Origin of the sequence: Citrobacter sp. MGH100 (assembly GCF_001034465.1) — a bacterium.
Classification (GTDB): Bacteria; Pseudomonadota; Gammaproteobacteria; order Enterobacterales; family Enterobacteriaceae; genus Citrobacter; species Citrobacter youngae.
In genome coordinates this window covers 461,225-484,286 of sequence record NZ_KQ089802.1, presented here as the reverse complement: position 1 = coordinate 484,286, position 23,062 = coordinate 461,225, and the positions used below count along the sequence as shown (strand labels likewise).

The following is a 23,062-nucleotide window of genomic DNA, read 5'->3' as shown; positions in this document are numbered from 1 at the left end:
ATCCCAACTCGCTCACAGCGTACAATGCTGCCTCTTCATCGAGGTAGCGATCAATGGCAGATATCACTCTTATCAGCGGCAGCACGCTTGGCAGTGCGGAATATGTAGCAGAACATCTGGCAGAAAAGCTGGATGACGCCGGTTTTTCCAGCGAAATACTGCATGGACCGATGCTCGACGAGGTTCCGACTCAAGGGGTTTGGCTGGTTATCAGCTCAACGCACGGTGCGGGAGACATTCCGGATAACCTGCAACCTTTATATGACGCATTGCGTGAGCAGAAACCGGATCTTTCGCAGGTACGCTTTGGTGCCATCGGCATTGGTAGCCGCGAATATGACACGTTCTGCGGTGCGATTGACAAGCTGGAAGCTGAACTGAAGGCCTGCGGGGCGAAACAGATCGGTGAAACGCTCAGGATCAACGTACTGGAACATGAGATTCCGGAAGATCCGGCAGAGATTTGGCTGGGATCCTGGCATCCATTGCTCAGAGATTTGTAAAGATCGTACTTTTTTATGTGGATAACTCTGGTTAAAAGCTTGGATCAACCGGTAGTTATCCAAAGAATAACTGTTGTTCAGTTTTTGAGTTGTGTATAACCCTTCATTCTGATCCCAGCTTATACGGACCAGGATCACCGATCATTCACAGCTAATGATCCTCAACAACCCGTTGATCTTATTCAAAGGATCGCCCTTATCCACAGATAGTTGCGATCCTAATAAGAGATCACAATAAAACAGATCTCTAAATAAAAAGATCTTCTTTTTAATACCCAGGATCCGAGGTCTTTCTCCATCGACTAAAGTTGAGTAGAATCCACGGCCCGGGCTTCAATCCATTTTCACACCGCGTTATGCGAGGCAATTACCATGTTTTATCAGGATCCTTTTGACGTCATCATCATTGGCGGGGGTCATGCAGGCACCGAGGCTGCAATGGCCGCGGCGCGAATGGGTCAACAGACCCTGCTGTTGACACACAATATCGACACTCTGGGACAGATGAGCTGTAACCCGGCGATTGGCGGCATTGGGAAGGGACACCTGGTAAAAGAAGTGGATGCACTTGGCGGCCTGATGGCAACCGCAATTGACCATGCTGGTATCCAGTTTAGAATACTAAACGCCAGCAAAGGCCCGGCAGTTCGCGCCACCCGTGCTCAGGCGGATCGCGTGCTCTATCGTCAGGCTGTACGTACTGCGTTGGAGAACCAGCCGAATCTGATGATCTTCCAGCAAGCGGTTGAAGATCTGATTGTTGAAAACGATCGTGTTGTCGGTGCAGTGACTCAGATGGGTCTGAAGTTCCGTGCCAAAGCGGTTGTATTAACCGTAGGGACTTTCCTCGACGGGAAAATTCACATTGGTCTGGACAACTACAGCGGTGGCCGTGCTGGCGATCCGCCGTCTATCCCACTGTCACGTCGCCTGCGTGAGCTACCGCTGCGCGTTAGCCGTCTGAAAACCGGCACACCGCCGCGTATAGATGCGCGTACCATCGATTTCAGCGTACTTGGCCAGCAAAACAGCGATAACCCAATGCCGGTCTTTTCGTTCCTTGGCGATGTTTCTCAACATCCGCGCCAGATGCCGTGCTACATCACGCATACTAACGAGAAAACCCATGATGTGATCCGTAATAACCTCGATCGTAGCCCGATGTACGCAGGCGTGATCGAAGGTATCGGCCCACGTTACTGCCCGTCGATCGAAGACAAAGTGATGCGCTTTGCCGATCGTAACCAGCACCAGATCTTCCTTGAACCGGAAGGACTGACGTCTAACGAAATTTACCCGAACGGTATTTCCACCAGCCTGCCGTTTGACGTGCAGATGCAAATTGTCCGCTCCATGCAGGGGATGGAAAATGCCAAAATTGTCCGTCCTGGCTACGCGATTGAGTATGATTTCTTCGATCCGCGCGACCTGAAACCTACTCTGGAAAGCAAATTCATCCAGGGTCTGTTCTTTGCTGGTCAGATCAACGGTACGACCGGTTATGAAGAAGCCGCTGCGCAAGGTTTGCTGGCGGGTCTGAACGCCGCACGCTTGTCTGCTGACAAAGACGGCTGGGCGCCGCGCCGCGATCAGGCTTATCTTGGTGTGCTGGTGGACGATCTGTGTACGCTGGGCACGAAAGAACCGTACCGCATGTTCACATCACGCGCGGAATACCGTTTGATGCTGCGCGAAGATAACGCCGATCTCCGTCTGACCGAAATTGGTCGTGAACTGGGTCTGGTGGGGGATGAACGCTGGGCGCGCTTCAATGAAAAACTGGAACGCATCGAACAAGAACGCCAGCGTCTGAAATCTACCTGGGTGAACCCGCTTGCCGAATCTGCAGCAGAAGTGAATGCTCACCTGGCTACGCCTCTGTCACGCGAGGCCAGTGGTGAAGATCTGCTGCGTCGCCCGGATATGACCTATGCTCAGTTGACCTCTTTATCTGCGTTTGCACCCGCGCTTGATGATCCTCAGGCGGCTGAACAGGTTGAAATTCAGGTTAAGTACGAAGGTTATATTGCCCGTCAGCAGGATGAAATCGAAAGACAACAGCGTAACGAGAATACGTTGCTGCCTGCGACTCTGGATTATCGTCAGGTTTCCGGTTTGTCGAATGAAGTTATTGCCAAGCTGAACGATCACAAACCGGTGTCAATCGGCCAGGCATCGCGCATTTCAGGTGTCACGCCTGCCGCCATCTCCATTCTGCTGGTTTGGCTGAAAAAACAAGGTATGCTGCGCCGTAGCGCTTAATCACACTATTTGGGCGGGGGCGTTTCGCTTGCCCGCCCTGCAAATTTGTCGACCCGATACGCTATAGCTTATCGGGTCATTGATTATTAACAGGTAACGACCGTGCTCAACAAACTCTCTCGTCTGCTGGCTGATGCTGGTATTTCTCTTACCGATCACCAGAAAAATCAGCTGATTGCGTATGTCGATATGCTGCACAAATGGAATAAAGCGTACAACCTGACATCGGTGCGGGATCCCAACGAAATGCTGGTGCGCCATATTCTGGACAGCATTGTTGTCGCCCCCCATCTGCAAGGCGAGCGTTTTATTGATGTCGGCACAGGACCGGGCTTACCAGGAATTCCTCTTTCTATCGTGCGTCCTGAGGCGCATTTTACTCTGCTGGATAGTCTGGGAAAACGCGTACGTTTTCTGCGTCAGGTACAACATGAACTTAAACTGGATAACATCACTCCAGTGCAAAGCAGGGTAGAAGAATTCCCTTCCGAGCCGCCTTTTGATGGCGTGATAAGTCGTGCTTTTGCGTCTCTTAACGACATGCTGAGCTGGTGCCACCATTTGCCTGGTCAAAACGGGCGTTTTTATGCTTTAAAAGGGCAATTACCGGAAGATGAGATCGCCACATTGCCTGCGGCGTTCAGCGTCGAATCAGTTGTAAAATTACGGGTTCCGCAACTGGATGGTGAGCGTCATTTGGTGGTTATTAAGCCAAACAAAATTTAATTTTTATCAAAAAAAATAGAAAAAAAACGGCTCTTCAGGTGTTAAAAGTCATAGGGAATAGTGTGGTTAAATGTCGTTACATTTCACTAATGTCTTACGGTTTTGCATCATAACTATAACGTACCGTTTTTTGTTAAAAGTGAAACAAGTCAACTGTGAAAATATCAGCCTGCTAAAAATAGAATCAAAGAATCACCGCTTGTGTTAATTTTTTATTATAAATGTCAATGGGTGGTTTTTTTGTTGTTATTCGCTATTTTTAAAACAGTAACGGATTTTAGGCTTAAATATCAAAAAGTTGAAATGGCATCATTTGCCAAGTAAATAAATAGTGCAGGGGCGAATATGCTTAATATGTGATCTGATGCACGCTTTGCAGCCAGTGTTTACGCGGCTTTTGCAGTTTTGCATGATCGTTCACAGTTTGCCGAAAAGTAATAAATGTGGCCTGGAGAAAAATATTTAAACATTTATTCACTTTTTAGCTACTTATTGTTTGAAATCACGAAGCCGCACCGTATAATTTGACCGCTTTTTGATGCTTGACTCTAAGCCATAAAGAACGTTTTATACGACACGCGGCATACCTCGAAGGGAGCAGGAGTAAAAACGTGATGTCTATGTCGCTCTTGAGTCGAAACGTTGCTCGTAAGCTTTTGCTCACACAGCTTCTGGCGGTAATAGCAAGTGGATTGCTGTTTAGCCTCAAAGACCCTTTCTGGGGCATCTCCGCATTGTGCGGGGGATTGGCAGTGTTACTGCCTAATATGTTGTTTATGATATTTGCCTGGCGTCACCAGGCACATACACCAGCAAAGGGCCGAGTGGCCTGGACGTTCGCTTTCGGCGAAGCCTTCAAGGTGTTAGCTATGCTGGTTTTGCTTGTGGTGGCGTTGGCGGTTTTGAAGGCGGTGTTCTTACCGCTGATCGTTACGTGGGTTTTGGTGCTGGTGGTTCAGATACTGGCACCGGCTGTAATTAACAACAAAGGGTAAAAGGCATCATGGCTTCTGAAAATATGACGCCGCAGGAATACATAGGGCACCATCTGAATAACCTTCAGTTGGACCTGCGTACTTTCTCGCTGGTAGATCCGCATAACCCCCCAGCCACCTTCTGGACACTCAATATTGACTCCATGTTCTTCTCGGTGGTGCTGGGTCTGTTGTTCCTGCTTATGTTCCGTAGCGTTGCTAAAAAGGCAACCAGCGGCGTACCAGGGAAATTTCAGACCGCGATTGAGCTGGTAATCGGCTTTGTTCATGGCAGTGTCAAAGACATGTACCATGGCAAAAGCAAGGTTATCGCACCGCTTGCCCTGACGATCTTCGTTTGGGTCTTCCTGATGAACCTGATGGATTTACTGCCAATCGACCTGCTGCCGTATATTGCTGAGCATATACTGGGCCTGCCGGCGCTGCGCGTGGTTCCGTCTGCGGACGTAAACATCACCCTGTCGATGGCGCTGGGCGTGTTTATCCTGATTCTGTTCTACAGCATCAAAATGAAAGGCATCGGCGGCTTCGCGAAAGAGTTGACGCTGCAGCCGTTCAATCACTGGGCGTTCATTCCTGTCAACTTAATCCTTGAAGGGGTAAGCCTGCTGTCCAAACCAGTTTCTCTTGGTCTGCGACTGTTCGGCAACATGTACGCTGGTGAGCTGATTTTCATTCTGATTGCTGGTCTGTTGCCGTGGTGGTCACAGTGGATTCTGAATGTGCCGTGGGCCATTTTCCACATACTGATTATCACGCTGCAAGCCTTCATCTTCATGGTTCTGACGATTGTCTATCTGTCGATGGCGTCTGAAGAGCATTAATTTACCAACACTACTACGTTTTAACTGAAACAAACTGGAGACTGTCATGGAAAACCTGAATATGGATCTGCTGTACATGGCTGCCGCTGTGATGATGGGTCTGGCGGCAATCGGTGCTGCGATCGGTATCGGCATCCTCGGGGGTAAATTCCTGGAAGGCGCAGCGCGTCAACCTGATCTGATTCCTCTGCTGCGTACTCAGTTCTTTATCGTTATGGGTCTGGTGGATGCTATCCCGATGATCGCTGTAGGTCTGGGTCTGTACGTGATGTTCGCTGTCGCGTAGTAAGCGTTGCTTGAATTAAGAGCAATATCAGAACGTTAACTAGATAGAGGCATTGTGCTGTGAATCTTAACGCAACAATCCTCGGCCAGGCCATCGCGTTTGTCCTGTTCGTTCTGTTCTGCATGAAGTACGTATGGCCGCCATTAATGGCAGCCATCGAAAAACGTCAAAAAGAAATTGCTGACGGTCTTGCTTCTGCTGAACGAGCACATAAGGATCTTGACCTTGCAAAGGCCAGCGCGACTGACCAGCTGAAAAAAGCGAAGGCGGAAGCTCAGGTAATTATCGAGCAGGCAAACAAACGCCGCGCTCAGATCCTGGACGAAGCTAAAACTGAAGCAGAGCAGGAACGTACTAAAATCGTGGCACAAGCGCAGGCGGAAATTGACGCCGAGCGTAAACGTGCTCGCGAAGAGCTGCGTAAGCAAGTTGCTGTCCTGGCTGTTGCTGGCGCCGAGAAGATCATCGAACGTTCCGTGGATGAAGCTGCTAACAGCGACATCGTGGACAAACTTGTCGCTGAACTGTAAGGAGGGAGGGGCTGATGTCTGAATTTATTACGGTAGCTCGCCCCTACGCCAAAGCAGCTTTTGACTTTGCCGTTGAGCACCAAAGCGTTGACCGTTGGCAGGATATGCTGACGTTTGCCGCTGAGGTGACGAAGAACGAACAAATGGCAGAGCTTCTCTCTGGCGCGCTGGCGCCGGAAACGCTCGCTGAGTCGTTTATCGCAATCTGCGGTGAGCAGTTGGACGAAAATGGCCAGAACCTGATTAAGGTAATGGCTGAAAATAACCGTCTTAATGCGCTCCCGGATGTTCTTGAGCAGTTTATTCACCTGCGTGCAGCCAGTGAGGCTATCTCTGAGGTAGAAGTCACTTCTGCCAATGCACTGAGTGATGAACAGCTTACGAAGATTAGTGCAGCGATGGAAAAACGTCTGTCACGCAAAGTTAAGCTGAATTGCAAAATCGATAAGTCTGTAATGGCAGGCGTAATCATCCGTGCGGGTGATATGGTCATTGATGGCAGCGTACGCGGCCGTCTTGAGCGCCTTGCAGACGTCTTGCAGTCTTAAGGGGACTGGAGCATGCAACTGAATTCCACCGAAATCAGCGAACTGATCAAGCAGCGCATTGCTCAGTTCAGTGTTGTGAGTGAAGCTCACAACGAAGGTACTATTGTTTCTGTAAGTGACGGTGTTATCCGCATCCACGGTCTTGCTGACTGTATGCAGGGGGAAATGATCTCTCTGCCGGGTAACCGTTATGCTATCGCACTGAACCTGGAGCGCGACTCCGTAGGTGCAGTTGTGATGGGTCCATACGCTGACCTCGCCGAAGGCATGAAGGTTAAGTGTACGGGTCGTATTCTGGAAGTTCCGGTTGGCCGTGGCCTGCTGGGTCGTGTGGTGAACACTCTGGGTTCCCCAATTGACGGTAAAGGTCCGGTTGATAACGATGGCTTCTCGCCAATCGAAGTTATCGCACCAGGCGTAATCGAACGTCAGTCCGTAGATCAGCCGGTACAGACCGGTTATAAATCCGTTGATGCCATGATCCCAATCGGTCGTGGTCAGCGTGAGTTGATCATCGGTGACCGTCAGACCGGTAAAACCGCGATGGCAATCGATGCCATCATCAACCAGCGTGACTCCGGCATCAAATGTGTGTATGTGGCTATCGGCCAGAAAGCGTCCACCATTTCTAACGTGGTTCGTAAACTGGAAGAACACGGCGCACTGTCCAACACCATCGTTGTTGTGGCGACCGCGTCTGAATCTGCTGCACTGCAATATCTGGCACCTTATGCTGGTTGCGCAATGGGCGAATACTTCCGTGACCGCGGTGAAGATGCACTGATCGTTTATGATGACCTGTCCAAACAGGCTGTTGCTTACCGTCAGGTTTCCCTGCTGCTCCGTCGTCCACCAGGACGTGAAGCATTCCCGGGCGACGTATTTTACCTCCACTCCCGTCTGCTTGAACGTGCTTCCCGCGTTAACGCGGAATACGTTGAGAAATTCACCAATGGTGAAGTTAAAGGTAAAACTGGCTCCCTGACCGCTCTGCCGATTATCGAAACCCAGGCGGGTGACGTTTCCGCGTTCGTTCCGACCAACGTAATTTCCATTACCGATGGTCAGATCTTCCTGGAAACCAACCTGTTCAACTCCGGTATTCGTCCGGCAGTTAACCCGGGTATCTCCGTATCCCGTGTAGGTGGCGCAGCGCAGACCAAGATCATCAAGAAACTGTCCGGTGGTATCCGTACCGCGCTGGCACAGTATCGTGAACTGGCAGCGTTTTCTCAGTTCGCTTCCGACCTTGACGAAGCTACGCGTAAGCAGCTGAGCCACGGTCAGAAAGTAACTGAACTGCTGAAGCAGAAACAGTATGCCCCAATGTCTGTTGCACAGCAGGGCGTGGTGCTGTTTGCGGCTGAACGCGGTTACCTCGAAGATGTGGAACTGGCGAAAATCGGTAGCTTCGAAGCCGCTCTGCTGGCTTACGTTGACCGTGATCACGCTCCGCTGATGCAAGAGATTAACCAGTCCGGTGGCTATAACGATGAAATCGAAGGCAAGCTGAAAGCTATCCTCGATTCCTTCAAAGCAACCCAGTCCTGGTAACGTCTGGCGGTCTGTCTTAGGGCGGACCGCAAGGCATTGAGGAGAAGCTCATGGCCGGCGCAAAAGAGATACGTAGTAAGATCGCAAGCGTCCAGAACACGCAGAAGATCACTAAAGCGATGGAGATGGTCGCCGCTTCCAAAATGCGTAAATCGCAGGATCGCATGGCGGCCAGCCGTCCTTATGCAGAGACCATGCGCAAAGTGATTGGTCACCTTGCGAATGGTAATCTGGAATATAAGCACCCTTACCTGGAAGAACGCGACGTTAAGCGCGTGGGCTACCTGGTGGTGTCGACCGACCGTGGTCTGTGCGGTGGCTTGAACATTAACCTGTTCAAAAAGCTGCTGGCGGATATGAAAACATGGTCCGATAAAGGCGTTCAGTGCGATATCGCAATGATCGGCTCTAAGGGCGTGTCTTTCTTTAATTCCGTAGGCGGTAACGTGGTTGCTCAGGTAACCGGTATGGGGGATAACCCTTCCCTGTCCGAACTGATCGGCCCGGTTAAAGTGATGCTGCAGGCCTACGATGAAGGTCGTCTGGACAGACTGTACGTTGTCAGCAACAAATTTATTAACACCATGTCTCAGGTTCCTACTCTCACTCAACTGCTGCCTTTACCGGCTTCAGAAGATGAAGAGTTAAAACAAAAAGCCTGGGATTACCTGTATGAACCAGACCCGAAACCGCTGCTGGATACCCTGCTGCGTCGTTACGTTGAATCTCAGGTTTATCAGGGCGTGGTAGAAAACCTGGCCAGCGAGCAGGCCGCACGTATGGTGGCGATGAAAGCCGCGACCGACAATGGCGGCAGCCTGATTAAAGAGCTGCAGTTGGTATACAACAAAGCTCGTCAGGCCAGCATTACTCAGGAACTCACCGAAATCGTCGGTGGTGCATCCGCGGTATAACCAGGTTAATTCGTAGAGGATTCAAGATGGCTACTGGAAAAATTGTCCAGGTAATCGGCGCCGTGGTTGACGTCGAATTCCCTCAGGATGCCGTACCGCGCGTGTACGATGCTCTTGAGGTTATGAATGGTAAAGAGAGCCTGGTGCTGGAAGTTCAGCAGCAGCTCGGCGGCGGTATCGTACGTACCATCGCCATGGGTTCTTCCGACGGTCTGCGTCGTGGTCTGGAAGTTAAAGACCTCGAGCACCCGATCGAAGTCCCGGTAGGTAAAGCAACGCTGGGTCGTATCATGAACGTTCTGGGTCACCCGATCGACATGAAAGGCGATATCGGAGAAGAAGAGCGTTGGGCTATTCACCGCGCAGCACCTTCCTATGAAGAGCTGTCCAGCTCTCAGGAACTGCTGGAAACCGGCATCAAAGTTATCGACCTGATGTGTCCGTTCGCTAAGGGCGGTAAAGTTGGTCTGTTCGGTGGTGCGGGTGTAGGTAAAACCGTAAACATGATGGAGCTTATTCGTAACATCGCGATCGAGCACTCCGGTTACTCTGTGTTTGCGGGTGTAGGTGAACGTACTCGTGAGGGTAACGACTTCTACCACGAAATGACCGACTCCAACGTTCTGGATAAAGTATCCCTGGTTTATGGCCAGATGAACGAGCCGCCGGGAAACCGTCTGCGCGTTGCGCTGACCGGTCTGACCATGGCTGAGAAATTCCGTGACGAAGGTCGTGACGTACTGCTGTTCGTCGATAACATCTATCGTTATACCCTGGCCGGTACGGAAGTATCCGCACTGCTGGGTCGTATGCCATCAGCGGTAGGTTACCAGCCGACCCTGGCGGAAGAGATGGGTGTTCTGCAGGAACGTATCACTTCTACCAAAACCGGTTCTATCACCTCCGTTCAGGCGGTATACGTACCTGCGGATGACTTGACTGACCCATCCCCAGCAACCACCTTTGCTCACTTAGATGCAACCGTGGTACTGAGCCGTCAGATCGCATCTCTGGGTATCTACCCGGCAGTTGACCCGCTGGACTCCACCAGCCGTCAGCTGGATCCGCTGGTTGTTGGTCAGGAACACTACGACACCGCGCGTGGCGTACAGTCCCTGCTGCAGCGTTATCAGGAACTGAAAGACATCATCGCCATCCTGGGTATGGATGAACTGTCTGAAGAAGATAAACTGGTGGTAGCACGTGCGCGTAAAATTCAGCGCTTCCTGTCCCAGCCGTTCTTCGTTGCGGAAGTATTCACCGGTTCTCCGGGTAAATACGTTTCCCTGAAAGACACCATCCGTGGCTTTAAAGGCATCATGGAAGGCGAATACGACCACCTGCCAGAGCAGGCGTTCTACATGGTTGGTTCTATCGACGAAGCCGTAGAAAAAGCCAAAAAACTTTAACGCCTTAATCGGAGGGTGATATGGCAATGACTTACCACCTGGACGTCGTCAGCGCAGAGCAACAAATGTTCTCTGGTCTGGTCGAAAAAATCCAGGTAACGGGTAGTGAAGGTGAACTGGGTATTTTCCCGGGTCACGCACCGCTACTCACCGCCATTAAGCCTGGTATGATCCGCATCGTTAAACAGTTCGGTCATGAAGAGTTTATCTATCTGTCCGGCGGCATTCTTGAAGTGCAGCCTGGCAACGTGACCGTACTGGCTGATACCGCGATTCGCGGGCAGGATCTCGATGAAGCGAGAGCCCTGGAAGCGAAACGTAAGGCTGAAGAGCATATTAAGAGCTCTCATGGTGACGTGGATTACGCTCAGGCATCTGCGGAACTGGCCAAAGCGATCGCGAAACTGCGCGTTATCGAGTTGACCAAAAAAGCGATGTAACACCGGCTTGAAAAGCACAAAAGCCAGTCTGGTTTCCAGGCTGGCTTTTTTTGTTTTGTTGCATAAACATTTAAAGTGAAATCTGTTTTGTGATTTAGATCAAAAAAAGTTGATTGGTTAAAAAATGCGGCGTAGACTCTTTTTATGTGATGAATATCACATAATGAACTCAAATAAAAAGAGATGCCAACATGAAATTACTCAATAAAATCATCGCCATGTTCAGCAATATGAGCTTTTAGCTTTTACCTGCCCGTCCTGTGGCGCGATGCTTGATACGGTTTATCAGTCAGCGCCACTTGTTGTTATAGATCCTCTCTTCCTCCTCTTCTCCCTCAACTTTTTATTTTCGCGTACGCATTTTCGGTTTCTTACTGAATCACATAAATAAAATCGGGCTTTGCATGTGTAACTCTTTATTCATGCGGTAAAAAAATAGCAAAAACATTAACCTAAGGCTTTAATAAGAGCATGCTCCTGGTTTTTGGGAGACAAAAGGCGCCGATATAGTCGAAAATAGTGAGTTAATAGTTAGGGATTTTCCCCTATTGAACGTTTTATCTTCGGCCCATTTCATGATGAAAAAAATGTAGTATTTTCAATATGAAAGGGTATAAATTCGTTCTCAAATGACAGTCAGGATGTGTATGTTGAATAATGCTATGAGCGTCGTGATCCTTGCCGCAGGCAAAGGTACACGTATGTATTCCGATCTTCCTAAAGTGCTGCACACTCTCGCAGGAAAAGCGATGGTGCAGCATGTTATTGATGCCGCTAATGAATTAGGCGCAACTCATGTACACCTGGTCTACGGGCACGGTGGTGATTTGCTTCAGCAGACGTTGAAAGATGGCAATCTGAACTGGGTTCTGCAGGCAGAGCAGTTGGGAACCGGTCATGCTATGCAGCAGGCTGCACCGTTCTTTGGTGATGACGAAGACATTTTAATGCTCTATGGCGATGTGCCGTTAATCTCCACTGAAACGTTACGCCGCCTGCGCGATGCTAAACCTCAGGGGGGTATTGGCTTATTAACCGTAAAACTGGACGACCCAACCGGCTATGGGCGCATTACGCGTGATAACGGCAGCGTTACTGGCATCGTTGAGCATAAAGATGCGACCGACGAGCAACGCAAGATCCAGGAAATTAACACCGGCATCCTGATTGCCAATGGCGCTGATATGAAGCGCTGGTTATCTAAACTGACCAACAACAACGTGCAGGGTGAATATTACATCACCGATATCATTGCGATGGCGTACCAGGAAGGTCGTGAAATTGCTGCGGTACATCCGGCACGTATTAGCGAAACCGAAGGGGTGAACAACCGACTTCAGTTATCCCGTCTTGAACGTGTCTATCAGTCCGAACAAGCAGAGAAACTGCTGTTAGCTGGCGTTATGTTACGCGATCCCGCACGTTTTGATCTTCGCGGTTCGCTTATTCACGGGCGCGATGTTGAAATTGATACTAACGTTATCATTGAAGGCAACGTAACCCTTGGCGATCGCGTCAAGATTGGTACTGGCTGCATTATCAAAAATAGCGTAATTGGCGATGGCTGTGAGCTTAGCCCGTACAGCGTGGTGGAAGATGCCCATCTGGAAGCGGCCTGTACTATCGGGCCTTTTGCGCGTCTGCGTCCGGGTGCTGAGCTGCAGGAAGGCGCACACGTGGGCAACTTCGTCGAAATGAAAAAAGCGCGTCTGGGTAAAGGTTCTAAAGCCGGTCATCTGACCTATCTGGGCGATGCTGAAATTGGCGATAACGTGAACATCGGCGCGGGGACGATCACCTGCAATTACGATGGTGCTAATAAATTTAAAACCATTATTGGTGATGATGTGTTTGTGGGTTCGGATACTCAACTGGTGGCGCCTGTTACCGTGGGTAAAGGCGCGACGATCGCCGCTGGAACCACAGTGACGCGTAATATCGCTGATAACGAACTGGTATTAAGCCGTGTACCGCAGGTCCATAAACAGGGCTGGCAGCGTCCGGTGAAGAAGAAGTAAGTGATTTTGCCGGATGGCGGCCTACGTGCGGTGACGTTCTGTAGGCCTGATAAGCGTAAGCGCCATCAGGCAGACAAGAGATGAGGGGATAACATAATCCTCCGCTCAACAAGCAGTACCTATAAAAATAACCCCACTCTCTACAAGGCTCGGGGCGCCCGGAAAGGGCAAATACAGGTCAGCGACAACGACAGGCATAATGCCTAAATTCGGAATTAAAAAATATGTGTGGAATTGTTGGCGCTATCGCGCAGCGTGATGTAGCTGAAATCCTTCTCGAAGGTTTACGTCGTCTGGAATATCGTGGTTATGACTCAGCCGGTCTGGCCGTCGTCGATGCTGAAGGTAACATGACCCGTCTGCGTCGTCTGGGTAAAGTGCAGATGCTGACTGCTGCTGCGGAAGAACATCCGTTGCATGGTGGTACAGGTATCGCTCATACCCGTTGGGCGACACACGGTGAACCTTCAGAAGCGAACGCGCATCCTCATGTTTCTGAACACATTGTGGTGGTGCATAACGGCATCATCGAAAACCATGAACCACTGCGTGAGCTGTTGAAAACGCGTGGCTATACCTTTGTTTCTGAAACCGACACCGAAGTGATTGCTCACCTGGTGCATTGGGAGCTGGAACAGGGCGGTACACTGCGTGAAGCGGTATTGCGTACTATTCCGCAGCTGCGCGGTGCCTACGGCACAGTGATCATGGATACCCGTAATCCGGAAACTCTGCTGGCGGCGCGTTCTGGTAGCCCGCTGGTTATCGGTCTGGGCATGGGTGAAAACTTTATCGCTTCCGACCAGCTGGCTCTGCTGCCGGTAACCCGTCGCTTTATCTTCCTGGAAGAGGGCGATATCGCCGAGGTAACGCGTCGTTCAGTCTCTATTTTTGACAAGACTGGCGCGGAAGTAAAACGTCAGGATATTGAATCTAATCTGCAATACGACGCGGGCGAAAAAGGTATTTATCGCCACTACATGCAGAAAGAGATCTATGAACAACCGAACGCGATAAAAAATACGCTGACCGGGCGTATCAGTCATGGCGAAGTGGATTTAAGTGAGCTTGGCCCTAATGCCAATGCGTTGCTGTCTCAGGTCGAGCATATCCAGATTATTGCCTGCGGCACGTCATACAACTCAGGCATGGTATCCCGCTACTGGTTTGAGTCGCTGGCCGGCATTCCTTGTGATGTGGAAATTGCTTCTGAGTTCCGTTATCGCAAATCCGCTGTGCGTCGTAACAGTTTGATGATTACCCTGTCTCAGTCCGGTGAAACGGCGGATACCCTGGCGGGTCTGCGCTTATCTAAAGAGCTGGGCTATCTGGGGTCGCTGGCAATCTGTAACGTTCCAGGCTCTTCTCTGGTACGTGAATCTGACCTGGCGATGATGACCAATGCCGGGACCGAAATCGGCGTGGCCTCCACGAAAGCATTTACCACCCAACTGACTGTTCTGCTAATGCTGGTGGCGAAGCTGGCTCGTCTGAAAGGTCTGGATGCGACTATTGAACAAGAGATTGTTCACGGGTTACAGGCGCTGCCGAGCCGTATTGAGCAGATGCTGTCACAGGACAAGCGTATTGCCGCACTGGCGGAAGACTTCTCTGACAAACACCATGCACTGTTCCTTGGTCGTGGCGATCAGTACCCCATTGCGCTGGAAGGCGCCCTGAAGCTGAAAGAGATTTCTTATATTCACGCAGAAGCGTATGCCGCTGGTGAGCTGAAGCACGGTCCGCTGGCGCTGATTGACGCGGATATGCCGGTTATCGTGGTTGCACCGAACAACGAGTTGCTGGAAAAACTGAAATCCAACATTGAAGAAGTGCGTGCCCGTGGCGGCCAGTTGTACGTCTTCGCCGATCAGGATGCAGGATTTATCAGTAATGAAAATATGCATATCATCGAGATGCCGCATGTGGAAGAGGTGATTGCACCGATCTTCTATACCGTTCCGCTGCAACTGCTGGCGTATCATGTGGCGCTGATTAAAGGTACTGACGTGGACCAGCCGCGTAACCTGGCGAAGTCGGTTACCGTGGAATAAGCGATACCTCGCTGAACTGAAAATGCCCTGCTCAAAGCGGGGCATTTTTTTAAACGCGTTCTGTTTTTAATCAATTATCCCGCCTGTTTTATGTGACAAACCGTCATCTTCAGCTACTGTTTTCAGTGTCATAAAAAGAAAATTTTGCCGAAATATGATTGTCATATAATCTATTAACTTGCTGTTTTTATACAATTTTTAATTGTTCTTGGCGCATTATTTTTCATTGTCATAAAACTGTCATATTTCGTACATTTAACTGTCACCTGTTTGTCCTATTTTGCTCACAGTAGCAACTCAAACAACAATTTACGAAAACCGTGCAGGAGACATTATGAAAGTTATGCGTACCACTGTCGCAACTGTTGTCGCCGCGACCTTATCTATGAGCGCGTTCTCTGCCTTTGCTGCAGCGAGCCTGACAGGTGCTGGTGCAACTTTTCCTGCGCCAGTGTATGCCAAATGGGCTGATACTTATCAGAAAGAGACCGGTAGCAAAGTAAACTACCAGGGTATCGGCTCCTCCGGTGGTGTAAAACAAATTACCGCAAATACCGTTGATTTCGGTGCATCTGATGCGCCGTTATCTGACGAGAAGCTGGCTCAGGAAGGTCTGTTCCAGTTCCCGACAGTGATCGGCGGTGTGGTGCTGGCGGTGAATATCCCTGGCCTGAAGTCCGGAGAGCTGGTGCTTGACGGTAAAACTCTGGGCGATATCTACCTCGGCAAAATTAAGAAGTGGGATGATGAAGCCATCACCAAACTGAACCCGGGTCTGAAGCTGCCTTCTCAGAACATTGCCGTTGTGCGTCGTGCAGATGGTTCCGGTACCTCCTTCGTCTTCACCAGCTACCTGGCGAAAGTGAACGAAGAGTGGAAATCTAAAATTGGCGCAGGCTCTACTGTGAACTGGCCGACCGGTCTGGGCGGTAAAGGTAACGACGGTATCGCTGCGTTCGTCCAGCGTCTGCCAGGCTCTATCGGCTACGTTGAGTACGCTTATGCTAAGCAGAACAACCTGGCATACACCAAACTGGTTACTGCTGATGGTAAGCCGGTAAGCCCGACAGAAGAAAACTTTGCTAATGCAGCTAAAGGCGCTGACTGGAGCAAAACCTTCGCTCAGGATCTGACTAACCAGAAAGGTGACAATGCGTGGCCAATCACTTCCACCACCTTCATCCTGGTGCATAAAGAGCAGAAGAAGCCTGAGCAGGGCGTTGAAGTGCTGAAGTTCTTTGACTGGGCGTACAAAAATGGCGGCAAACAGGCCAACGACCTGGATTACGCCAGCCTGCCGGACAGCGTGGTTGAGCAGATTCGTGCTGCATGGAAGACCAATGTGAAAGACAGCAGCGGTAAAGCGCTGTACTAAATACCCGTCATACTTCGAGCCGCAGCTGTGTTGGCTGCGCTTGTTCACTCCAGTCACATAGTAAATCTATGCTCCTGGGGATGAATGAGGGACATCCTTGTCCCTCACCGAAGGCAGCCTCCGGCTGTTCAAATTCGTTCCTGACGAATTTGTCACAAGCTTGCCGCCTTGCTGCAACTCGAATTATTTAGGGTATGGCATTACGTTAGCTGGGAAGCACGATAAAATGCGCGCTTCCTGGCCCAAACTTAAAGAGTGATTTATGGCTGCAACCAAGCCTGCTTTTAACCCACCGGGTAAAAAGGGTGACATGATCTTCAGCGCGCTGGTAAAACTGGCTGCGCTGATTGTGCTATTGATGTTGGGTGGCATTATTGTCTCTCTGATCATCTCCTCCTGGCCAAGCATCCAGAAATTTGGTTTCTCATTCCTTTGGACCAAAGACTGGGATGCGCCAAATGATATCTACGGCGCACTGGTACCGATTTACGGTACGCTGGTCACCTCACTTATCGCACTGCTGATCGCCGTTCCGGTGAGTTTCGGCATTGCTTTGTTCCTGACGGAACTTGCACCTGGCTGGCTGAGACGTCCGCTGGGTATCGCTATTGAACTGCTGGCGGCGATCCCGAGTATCGTTTACGGCATGTGGGGCCTGTTTATCTTTGCCCCGCTGTTTGCGACGTATTTCCAGGAGCCGGTCGGTAATATTCTTTCCAACATTCCGTTTGTTGGCGCACTGTTTGCTGGCCCGGCATTTGGTATCGGTATTCTGGCGGCTGGCGTGATCCTCGCCATCATGATCATCCCGTACATTGCGGCAGTTATGCGTGATGTGTTCGAACAAACGCCGGTACTGATGAAAGAGTCAGCCTACGGTATTGGCTGTACTACCTGGGAAGTTATCTGGCGTATCGTTCTGCCGTTCACTAAAAATGGTGTCATTGGCGGCGTAATGCTGGGTCTGGGTCGCGCGCTGGGTGAAACCATGGCGGTGACCTTTATCATCGGTAACACCTACCAACTCGACAGCGCATCGCTGTACATGCCGGGCAACAGTATTACCTCTGCGCTGGCGAATGAATTTGCCGAAGCGGAATCTGGGCTGCACGTTGCCGCGTTGATGGAGCTGGGTCTGATTCTGTTTGTGATCACCTTCATCGTACTGGCTGCGTCTAAGTTCATGATCATGCGCCTTGCGAAAAATGAGGGGGCACGCTAATGGCTACGCTGGAAATGCAAAACACCACCGCACTGGCAGAATCACGCCGTAAAATGCAGGCGCGTCGCCGTCTGAAGAACCGCATCGCGCTGACGCTCTCAATGGCGACGATGGCATTTGGTCTGTTCTGGCTTATCTGGATCCTGATGTCCACGATTACCCGCGGTATTGACGGTATGTCGCTGGCGCTGTTCACCGAAATGACGCCGCCGCCGAATACGGCAGGTGGTGGTCTGGCGAACGCCCTGGCCGGTAGCGGTCTGTTGATTCTGTGGGCGACCGTGTTTGGTACCCCGCTCGGCATTATGGCGGGTATCTACCTGGCTGAGTATGGGCGTAAGTCCTGGCTGGCTGAGGTCATCCGCTTTATCAACGACATTCTGCTTTCTGCACCATCCATCGTGGTCGGTCTGTTTGTTTACACCATCGTGGTAGCAAAAATGGAACATTTCTCCGGCTGGGCGGGCGTGATTGCGCTGGCGTTGCTGCAGGTACCTATCGTTATTCGTACCACAGAGAACATGCTCAAGCTGGTGCCGGATAGCCTGCGTGAAGCCGCCTATGCGCTGGGTACGCCGAAGTGGAAGATGATTTCTGCAATCACCCTGAAGGCGTCTGTATCGGGCATTATTACCGGTATTCTGCTGGCAATTGCCCGTATTGCAGGTGAAACGGCTCCGCTGCTGTTTACGTCGCTCTCCAACCAGTTCTGGAGCACTGACATGATGCAGCCTATAGCCAACCTGCCGGTCACGATCTTTAAGTTTGCGATGAGCCCATTTGCTGAATGGCAACAACTGGCCTGGGCTGGGGTACTGATTATTACCCTGTGCGTACTGCTGCTGAACATTCTGGCGCGCGTCATTTTCGCGAAGAAGAAACACGGTTAAGTTTATTGCCTTGCCGGATGGCGGCGTAAACGCCTTATCCGGCCTACGAATGACATAGATGTAGGCCTGAAAGCTGCGCGCCATCAGGCATGATGAGGAAGAGATTGAAATGAGTATGGTTGATACTGCCCCGGGTAAAATTCAGGTTCGTGATTTGAACTTCTACTATGGCAAATTCCATGCCCTGAAGAACATCAACCTGGATATCGCGAAAAACCAGGTCACGGCGTTTATCGGGCCGTCAGGCTGTGGTAAATCGACGCTGCTGCGTACCTTCAACAAAATGTTTGAACTGTACCCGGAGCAGCGTGCGGAAGGTGAAATCCTGCTGGATGGTGACAATATTCTCACCAACACCCAGGACATCGCGCTGCTGCGTGCCAAAGTCGGCATGGTGTTCCAGAAGCCGACGCCGTTCCCAATGTCTATCTACGACAACATCGCGTTTGGCGTACGTTTGTTTGAGAAACTCTCGCGTGCGGATATGGACGAACGTGTGCAGTGGGCATTGACCAAGGCCGCACTGTGGAATGAAACCAAAGATAAATTACACCAGAGCGGGTACTCTCTCTCCGGTGGTCAGCAGCAGCGTCTGTGTATTGCGCGTGGTATCGCCATTCGCCCGGAAGTGCTACTGCTTGATGAGCCATGTTCAGCGCTCGACCCGATTTCTACCGGGCGTATTGAAGAGCTGATCACTGAGCTGAAAGAGGATTACACCGTTGTTATCGTTACCCACAACATGCAACAGGCAGCGCGTTGTTCCGATCACACGGCATTTATGTACCTGGGCGAGTTGATTGAGTTCAGCAACACGGACGATCTGTTCACCAAGCCCGCGAAGAAACAAACTGAAGACTACATCACCGGTCGTTACGGCTGATTCAGGAGCTTGTTGTGGATAACCTTAACCTTAATAAACATATTTCCGGCCAGTTCAATGCAGAGCTGGAAAGCATCCGTACCCAGGTGATGACCATGGGTGGCATGGTAGAGCAGCAGCTTTCTGATGCGATTACCGCCATGCATAATCAGGACAGCGAACTGGCGAAGCGCGTCATTGAAGGCGATAAAAACGTCAACATGATGGAAGTGGCGATCGATGAAGCCTGCGTGCGTATCATCGCCAAGCGTCAACCTACCGCCAGCGACCTGCGTCTGGTGATGGCGATTATCAAAACTATCGCTGAGCTGGAGCGTATTGGTGATGTGGCGGACAAAATTTGCCGCACCGCGCTGGAGAAGTTCTCGCAACAGCATCAGCCGCTGCTGGTAAGTCTGGAATCGCTGGGTCGTCACACCGTACAAATGCTGCATGACGTGCTGGATGCGTTTGCGCGTATGGATCTCGACGAAGCGGTACGTATTTATCGTGAAGATAAGAAAGTCGACCAGGAATATGAAGGCATTGTGCGCCAGCTGATGACCTACATGATGGAAGACCCGCGTACCATTCCAAGTGTGCTGACCGCGCTGTTCTGCGCACGTTCCATCGAGCGTATCGGTGACCGCTGCCAGAATATCTGCGAATACATCTTCTATTTCGTGAAGGGACAAGACTTCCGTCACGTGGGCGGCGATGAACTGGATAAGCTGCTGGCGGGCAAAGATCCTAAAGAGTGAAAAAACGTAGAAAGTAGGCCGGATAAGCGTTAGCGCTATCCGGCAATTGCCCGGTGGCGCAAGCTTACCGGGCCTACAAAAAATTACCGGGTAATATCCCAACCCCGTGCCTTCCACAATTCCGGCAACTGCGCCAGATCGGTAAAGGTCGTGACTTTTGGGTTTTCGATCGGTTTGTTATGCGGATCGGCACAGAAGTAGAACACTTCCATCCCGGCGGCAATTCCCGCCTGCGCGCCTGCGCTGGAATCATCAACCAGAATGCAGTTCTCAACGTTAACGTCCATTGCTTTTGCCGCATGGAACATCAGGGCCGGATCGGGCTTCCAGCGTTGGATATCGTAGCCGCTGAACAGTAAATCAGGAAAATGGTGCAACATGCCCAGCTTACCCAGCGAATGCTGCATTTTGCTGACCGGACCGTTTGAGACCACGCACATTGGCACTGTCATGCTGTCCAGCAGAGCATTTGCCCCAGCGATAACCTCCAGTTCCGAGTCGAACAGGCGTGCGACCTCTGCGCGGTAAACGGGCTCTAAATCGGCTTTCGCCAGCGTAACGCCGTGCTCTTCGTTGATGATATCGATGATTTCGTAGAGTTTTACGCCTTTAAAGCGTTTAAACACCTCTTCGAGATCGAGTTTGATACCAAACTCCTGGAACATGGCGACATACGCCCGGGAACAGATCACTTCACTGTCGACCAGCGTACCGTCACAGTCAAAAAATACCGCTTCTATCTGGGACATGCCTTCCTCTTATCGCTAGTTTAACGTTTACGTCATGCTTATTTACGCCACGCAATCGTTGCCGTATAAGCAAAATCAATGAAAAAAGTTGCTCATAACCCAACCCTATTGTCGCATTTTGGTATAGGATAGCGACGAATTTTCCCTCCTTGTTCGGAAATTGATAATGAGTCAACAACACACAACCCAGGCTTCTGGCCAGGGGATGCTGGAACGCGTGTTCAAACTGCGCGAGCATGGCACAACGGCACGGACCGAAGTGATCGCCGGTTTAACCACCTTCCTGACGATGGTGTATATCGTTTTTGTTAACCCGCAAATTCTTGGCGTGGCTGGCATGGATACCAGCGCCGTCTTTGTTACCACCTGCCTTATTGCTGCATTTGGTAGCATCCTGATGGGGCTTTTTGCCAATCTGCCGGTTGCGCTGGCACCTGCTATGGGCCTGAACGCATTCTTTGCCTTCGTGGTCGTTGGCGCGATGGGCCTGTCATGGCAGATAGGTATGGGCGCAATCTTCTGGGGCGCGATAGGTCTGCTGCTGCTGACCATTTTCCGCGTACGTTACTGGATGATTGCCAATATCCCGGTGAGCCTGCGCGTGGGGATCACCAGCGGTATCGGTCTGTTCATCGGTATGATGGGGCTGAAAAACGCCGGCGTTATCGTCGCCAACAAAGACACGCTGGTATCTATCGGCAACCTGACGTCCCACAGCGTACTGCTCGGCATTCTGGGCTTCTTTATCATCGCGATTCTGGCGTCACGTAATATTCATGCGGCGGTGCTGATCTCTATCATCGTGACCACGCTGCTGGGTTGGATGCTGGGTGATGTCCATTACAGCGGGATCGTCTCCGCGCCGCCGAGCGTGATGTCGGTTATCGGGCATGTTGACCTGGCCGGTTCGTTTAACATTGGCCTTGCGGGCGTGATTTTCTCGTTCATGCTGGTGAACCTGTTTGACTCCTCCGGTACCCTGATTGGCGTGACGGATAAAGCCGGTCTGGCAGACGCGAAGGGCAAGTTCCCACGCATGAAGCAGGCGCTGTTTGTCGATAGCGTGTCGTCTGTTACCGGCGCGTTTATCGGTACCTCTTCCGTTACCGCCTATATTGAGTCTTCTTCCGGGGTTTCTGTTGGTGGGCGTACCGGCCTGACCGCGGTCGTTGTCGGTCTGTTGTTCCTGCTGGTTATCTTCCTGTCGCCGTTGGCGGGAATGGTGCCGGGATATGCCGCCGCAGGTGCGCTGATTTACGTTGGCGTCCTGATGACATCAAGCCTGTCGCGCGTGAAGTGGGATGACCTGACTGAAGCGGTTCCAGCGTTTATTACCGCCGTGATGATGCCGTTTAGCTTCTCGATCACCGAAGGTATTGCGCTGGGCTTTATCTCTTACTGCGTGATGAAAATCGGTACCGGACGTTTCCGCGATCTCAGCCCGTGCGTCATCGTTGTCGCGCTGCTGTTTGTACTGAAGATTGTGTTTATCGACGCGCACTAAAATATCGGTCTGGACAACGGCCCGCCAGGCATCGTTGCTGGCGGGCTTTTTCTTTAGGCTTTTACACGTTGAATATAGTCGCCAAATGCGGTCAGCTGACCGGTCAGATGGTCCAGCGTGCTTTGGTCGATCACTTCACCCGCCTGCGGGTCCACTTTATTCTGAATCACGCCGCCCATAAATTCCGGCTTGTTCATTACCATCGCGTCGAGGAACACCAGGATTTGACGCAGATGATACTGGCAGCGTGCGCCGCCAATGGCGCCCATGGAGCTGGTCTGGATCAGCACCGGTTTGCCGGATAATGGTTGATCGGGCAGGCGAGACAGCCAGTCGATGGCATTTTTCAGCCCGCCAGGAACAGAATAGTTGTATTCCGGTGTGACGATAACGACGCCGTCAGCCTTCCTGATTTGTTCCGCCAGCGCTTCTACACTTGCCGGAAAACCCTCTTCCTGCTGGAGGTCGGCATCGTACAGAGGAATATCCCCAATCGACGGTAATGCATTCACTTCCATCCCCGCGGGGGCAATTTTTGGCAGCGTACGGGCAACCATTCCATTAAACGAACCCTTGCGCAGGCTCCCCAGTAACGTAACAACATTCAATGTTTCAGACATGGTTACTCCTGTTTCA

22 protein-coding genes are annotated in these 23,062 nt (G+C 51.1%); 20 read left to right on the top strand and 2 right to left on the bottom strand.

Annotated elements, in window-relative coordinates; translation table 11 throughout:
* The first annotated feature begins 53 nt into the window (after positions 1 to 53).
* From mioC to phoU, 19 genes are all read left to right on the top strand, one after another.
* Complete coding sequence (gene mioC / locus SK32_RS20115; protein WP_048213790.1) at positions 54 to 503, top strand: FMN-binding protein MioC; 450 nt, start codon at positions 54 to 56, stop codon at positions 501 to 503.
* Between the two features lie 372 nt (positions 504 to 875).
* A complete protein-coding gene (mnmG, locus tag SK32_RS20110) occupies positions 876 to 2,765 on the top strand; it encodes a tRNA uridine-5-carboxymethylaminomethyl(34) synthesis enzyme MnmG (RefSeq protein WP_048213789.1) in 1,890 nt (629 codons plus the stop codon).
* Between the two features lie 102 nt (positions 2,766 to 2,867).
* Positions 2,868 to 3,491 (top strand): 16S rRNA (guanine(527)-N(7))-methyltransferase RsmG, encoded by a 624-nt coding sequence (gene rsmG / locus SK32_RS20105; RefSeq protein WP_048213788.1) that lies wholly within the window; start codon positions 2,868 to 2,870, stop codon positions 3,489 to 3,491.
* A gap of 614 nt (positions 3,492 to 4,105) precedes the next feature.
* Positions 4,106 to 4,486, top strand: a complete 381-nt coding sequence (atpI, locus tag SK32_RS20100; protein WP_048213787.1) for a F0F1 ATP synthase subunit I — start codon at positions 4,106 to 4,108, stop codon at positions 4,484 to 4,486.
* A gap of 8 nt (positions 4,487 to 4,494) precedes the next feature.
* Positions 4,495 to 5,310, top strand: a complete 816-nt coding sequence (atpB, locus tag SK32_RS20095) for a F0F1 ATP synthase subunit A (RefSeq protein WP_005121454.1) — start codon at positions 4,495 to 4,497, stop codon at positions 5,308 to 5,310.
* Between the two features lie 46 nt (positions 5,311 to 5,356).
* On the top strand, positions 5,357 to 5,596 hold the full coding sequence (gene atpE / locus SK32_RS20090; RefSeq protein ID WP_000429386.1) for a F0F1 ATP synthase subunit C: 240 nt from the start codon (positions 5,357 to 5,359) through the stop codon (positions 5,594 to 5,596).
* 59 nt (positions 5,597 to 5,655) lie between these two features.
* Positions 5,656 to 6,126 carry a F0F1 ATP synthase subunit B gene (atpF, locus tag SK32_RS20085; RefSeq protein ID WP_040232304.1) on the top strand — a complete coding sequence of 157 codons (471 nt, stop codon included), beginning with the start codon at positions 5,656 to 5,658 and terminating at the stop codon, positions 6,124 to 6,126.
* Positions 6,127 to 6,140: 14 nt separating this feature from the next.
* Positions 6,141 to 6,674, top strand: coding sequence for a F0F1 ATP synthase subunit delta (atpH, locus tag SK32_RS20080; protein WP_048213786.1), 534 nt, complete (start codon positions 6,141 to 6,143; stop codon positions 6,672 to 6,674).
* Between the two features lie 12 nt (positions 6,675 to 6,686).
* Positions 6,687 to 8,228, top strand: a complete 1,542-nt coding sequence (gene atpA, locus SK32_RS20075; protein WP_003827026.1) for a F0F1 ATP synthase subunit alpha — start codon at positions 6,687 to 6,689, stop codon at positions 8,226 to 8,228.
* Positions 8,229 to 8,278: 50 nt separating this feature from the next.
* Positions 8,279 to 9,142 carry a F0F1 ATP synthase subunit gamma gene (gene atpG, locus SK32_RS20070; RefSeq protein WP_005121458.1) on the top strand — a complete coding sequence of 288 codons (864 nt, stop codon included), beginning with the start codon at positions 8,279 to 8,281 and terminating at the stop codon, positions 9,140 to 9,142.
* Between the two features lie 26 nt (positions 9,143 to 9,168).
* Complete coding sequence (gene atpD / locus SK32_RS20065; RefSeq protein ID WP_003023806.1) at positions 9,169 to 10,551, top strand: F0F1 ATP synthase subunit beta; 1,383 nt, start codon at positions 9,169 to 9,171, stop codon at positions 10,549 to 10,551.
* 20 nt (positions 10,552 to 10,571) lie between these two features.
* Entirely contained in the window at positions 10,572 to 10,991 is a 420-nt protein-coding gene (locus tag SK32_RS20060; RefSeq protein WP_005121460.1) for a F0F1 ATP synthase subunit epsilon, read from the top strand.
* A 647-nt stretch (positions 10,992 to 11,638) separates the two neighbouring features.
* On the top strand, positions 11,639 to 13,009 hold the full coding sequence (glmU, locus tag SK32_RS20055; RefSeq protein WP_048213785.1) for a bifunctional UDP-N-acetylglucosamine diphosphorylase/glucosamine-1-phosphate N-acetyltransferase GlmU: 1,371 nt from the start codon (positions 11,639 to 11,641) through the stop codon (positions 13,007 to 13,009).
* Positions 13,010 to 13,233: 224 nt separating this feature from the next.
* On the top strand, positions 13,234 to 15,063 hold the full coding sequence (gene glmS, locus SK32_RS20050; protein WP_048213784.1) for a glutamine--fructose-6-phosphate transaminase (isomerizing): 1,830 nt from the start codon (positions 13,234 to 13,236) through the stop codon (positions 15,061 to 15,063).
* A 334-nt stretch (positions 15,064 to 15,397) separates the two neighbouring features.
* Positions 15,398 to 16,438 carry a phosphate ABC transporter substrate-binding protein PstS gene (pstS, locus tag SK32_RS20045; RefSeq protein WP_048213783.1) on the top strand — a complete coding sequence of 347 codons (1,041 nt, stop codon included), beginning with the start codon at positions 15,398 to 15,400 and terminating at the stop codon, positions 16,436 to 16,438.
* Positions 16,439 to 16,700: 262 nt separating this feature from the next.
* Entirely contained in the window at positions 16,701 to 17,660 is a 960-nt protein-coding gene (gene pstC / locus SK32_RS20040; protein ID WP_048213782.1) for a phosphate ABC transporter permease PstC, read from the top strand.
* Positions 17,660 to 18,550: a phosphate ABC transporter permease PstA gene (pstA, locus tag SK32_RS20035; RefSeq protein WP_048213781.1), complete on the top strand. Its 891-nt coding sequence runs from the start codon at positions 17,660 to 17,662 to the stop codon at positions 18,548 to 18,550. The genes pstC and pstA overlap by 1 nt, the downstream gene beginning before the upstream one ends.
* 109 nt (positions 18,551 to 18,659) lie before the next feature.
* Positions 18,660 to 19,433, top strand: a complete 774-nt coding sequence (pstB, locus tag SK32_RS20030) for a phosphate ABC transporter ATP-binding protein PstB (protein WP_003023821.1) — start codon at positions 18,660 to 18,662, stop codon at positions 19,431 to 19,433.
* 14 nt (positions 19,434 to 19,447) lie between these two features.
* The gene (gene phoU / locus SK32_RS20025) at positions 19,448 to 20,173 is read left to right on the top strand and encodes a phosphate signaling complex protein PhoU (protein WP_003023824.1); all 726 of its coding nucleotides are present in this window, start codon (positions 19,448 to 19,450) and stop codon (positions 20,171 to 20,173) included.
* Between the two features lie 83 nt (positions 20,174 to 20,256).
* On the opposite strand, the gene yieH is transcribed toward phoU, so the two are convergent.
* Complete coding sequence (yieH, locus tag SK32_RS20020) at positions 20,257 to 20,922, bottom strand: 6-phosphogluconate phosphatase (protein ID WP_048213780.1); 666 nt, start codon at positions 20,920 to 20,922, stop codon at positions 20,257 to 20,259.
* 166 nt (positions 20,923 to 21,088) lie between these two features.
* Here yieH and adeP point away from each other — a divergent pair, with 166 nt between their 5' ends.
* Positions 21,089 to 22,426 carry an adenine permease AdeP gene (gene adeP / locus SK32_RS20015; RefSeq protein WP_048213779.1) on the top strand — a complete coding sequence of 446 codons (1,338 nt, stop codon included), beginning with the start codon at positions 21,089 to 21,091 and terminating at the stop codon, positions 22,424 to 22,426.
* A gap of 53 nt (positions 22,427 to 22,479) precedes the next feature.
* On the opposite strand, the gene SK32_RS20010 is transcribed toward adeP, so the two are convergent.
* Entirely contained in the window at positions 22,480 to 23,046 is a 567-nt protein-coding gene (locus SK32_RS20010) for an NADPH-dependent FMN reductase (protein ID WP_048213778.1), read from the bottom strand.
* Between the last annotated feature and the right edge of the window lie 16 nt (positions 23,047 to 23,062).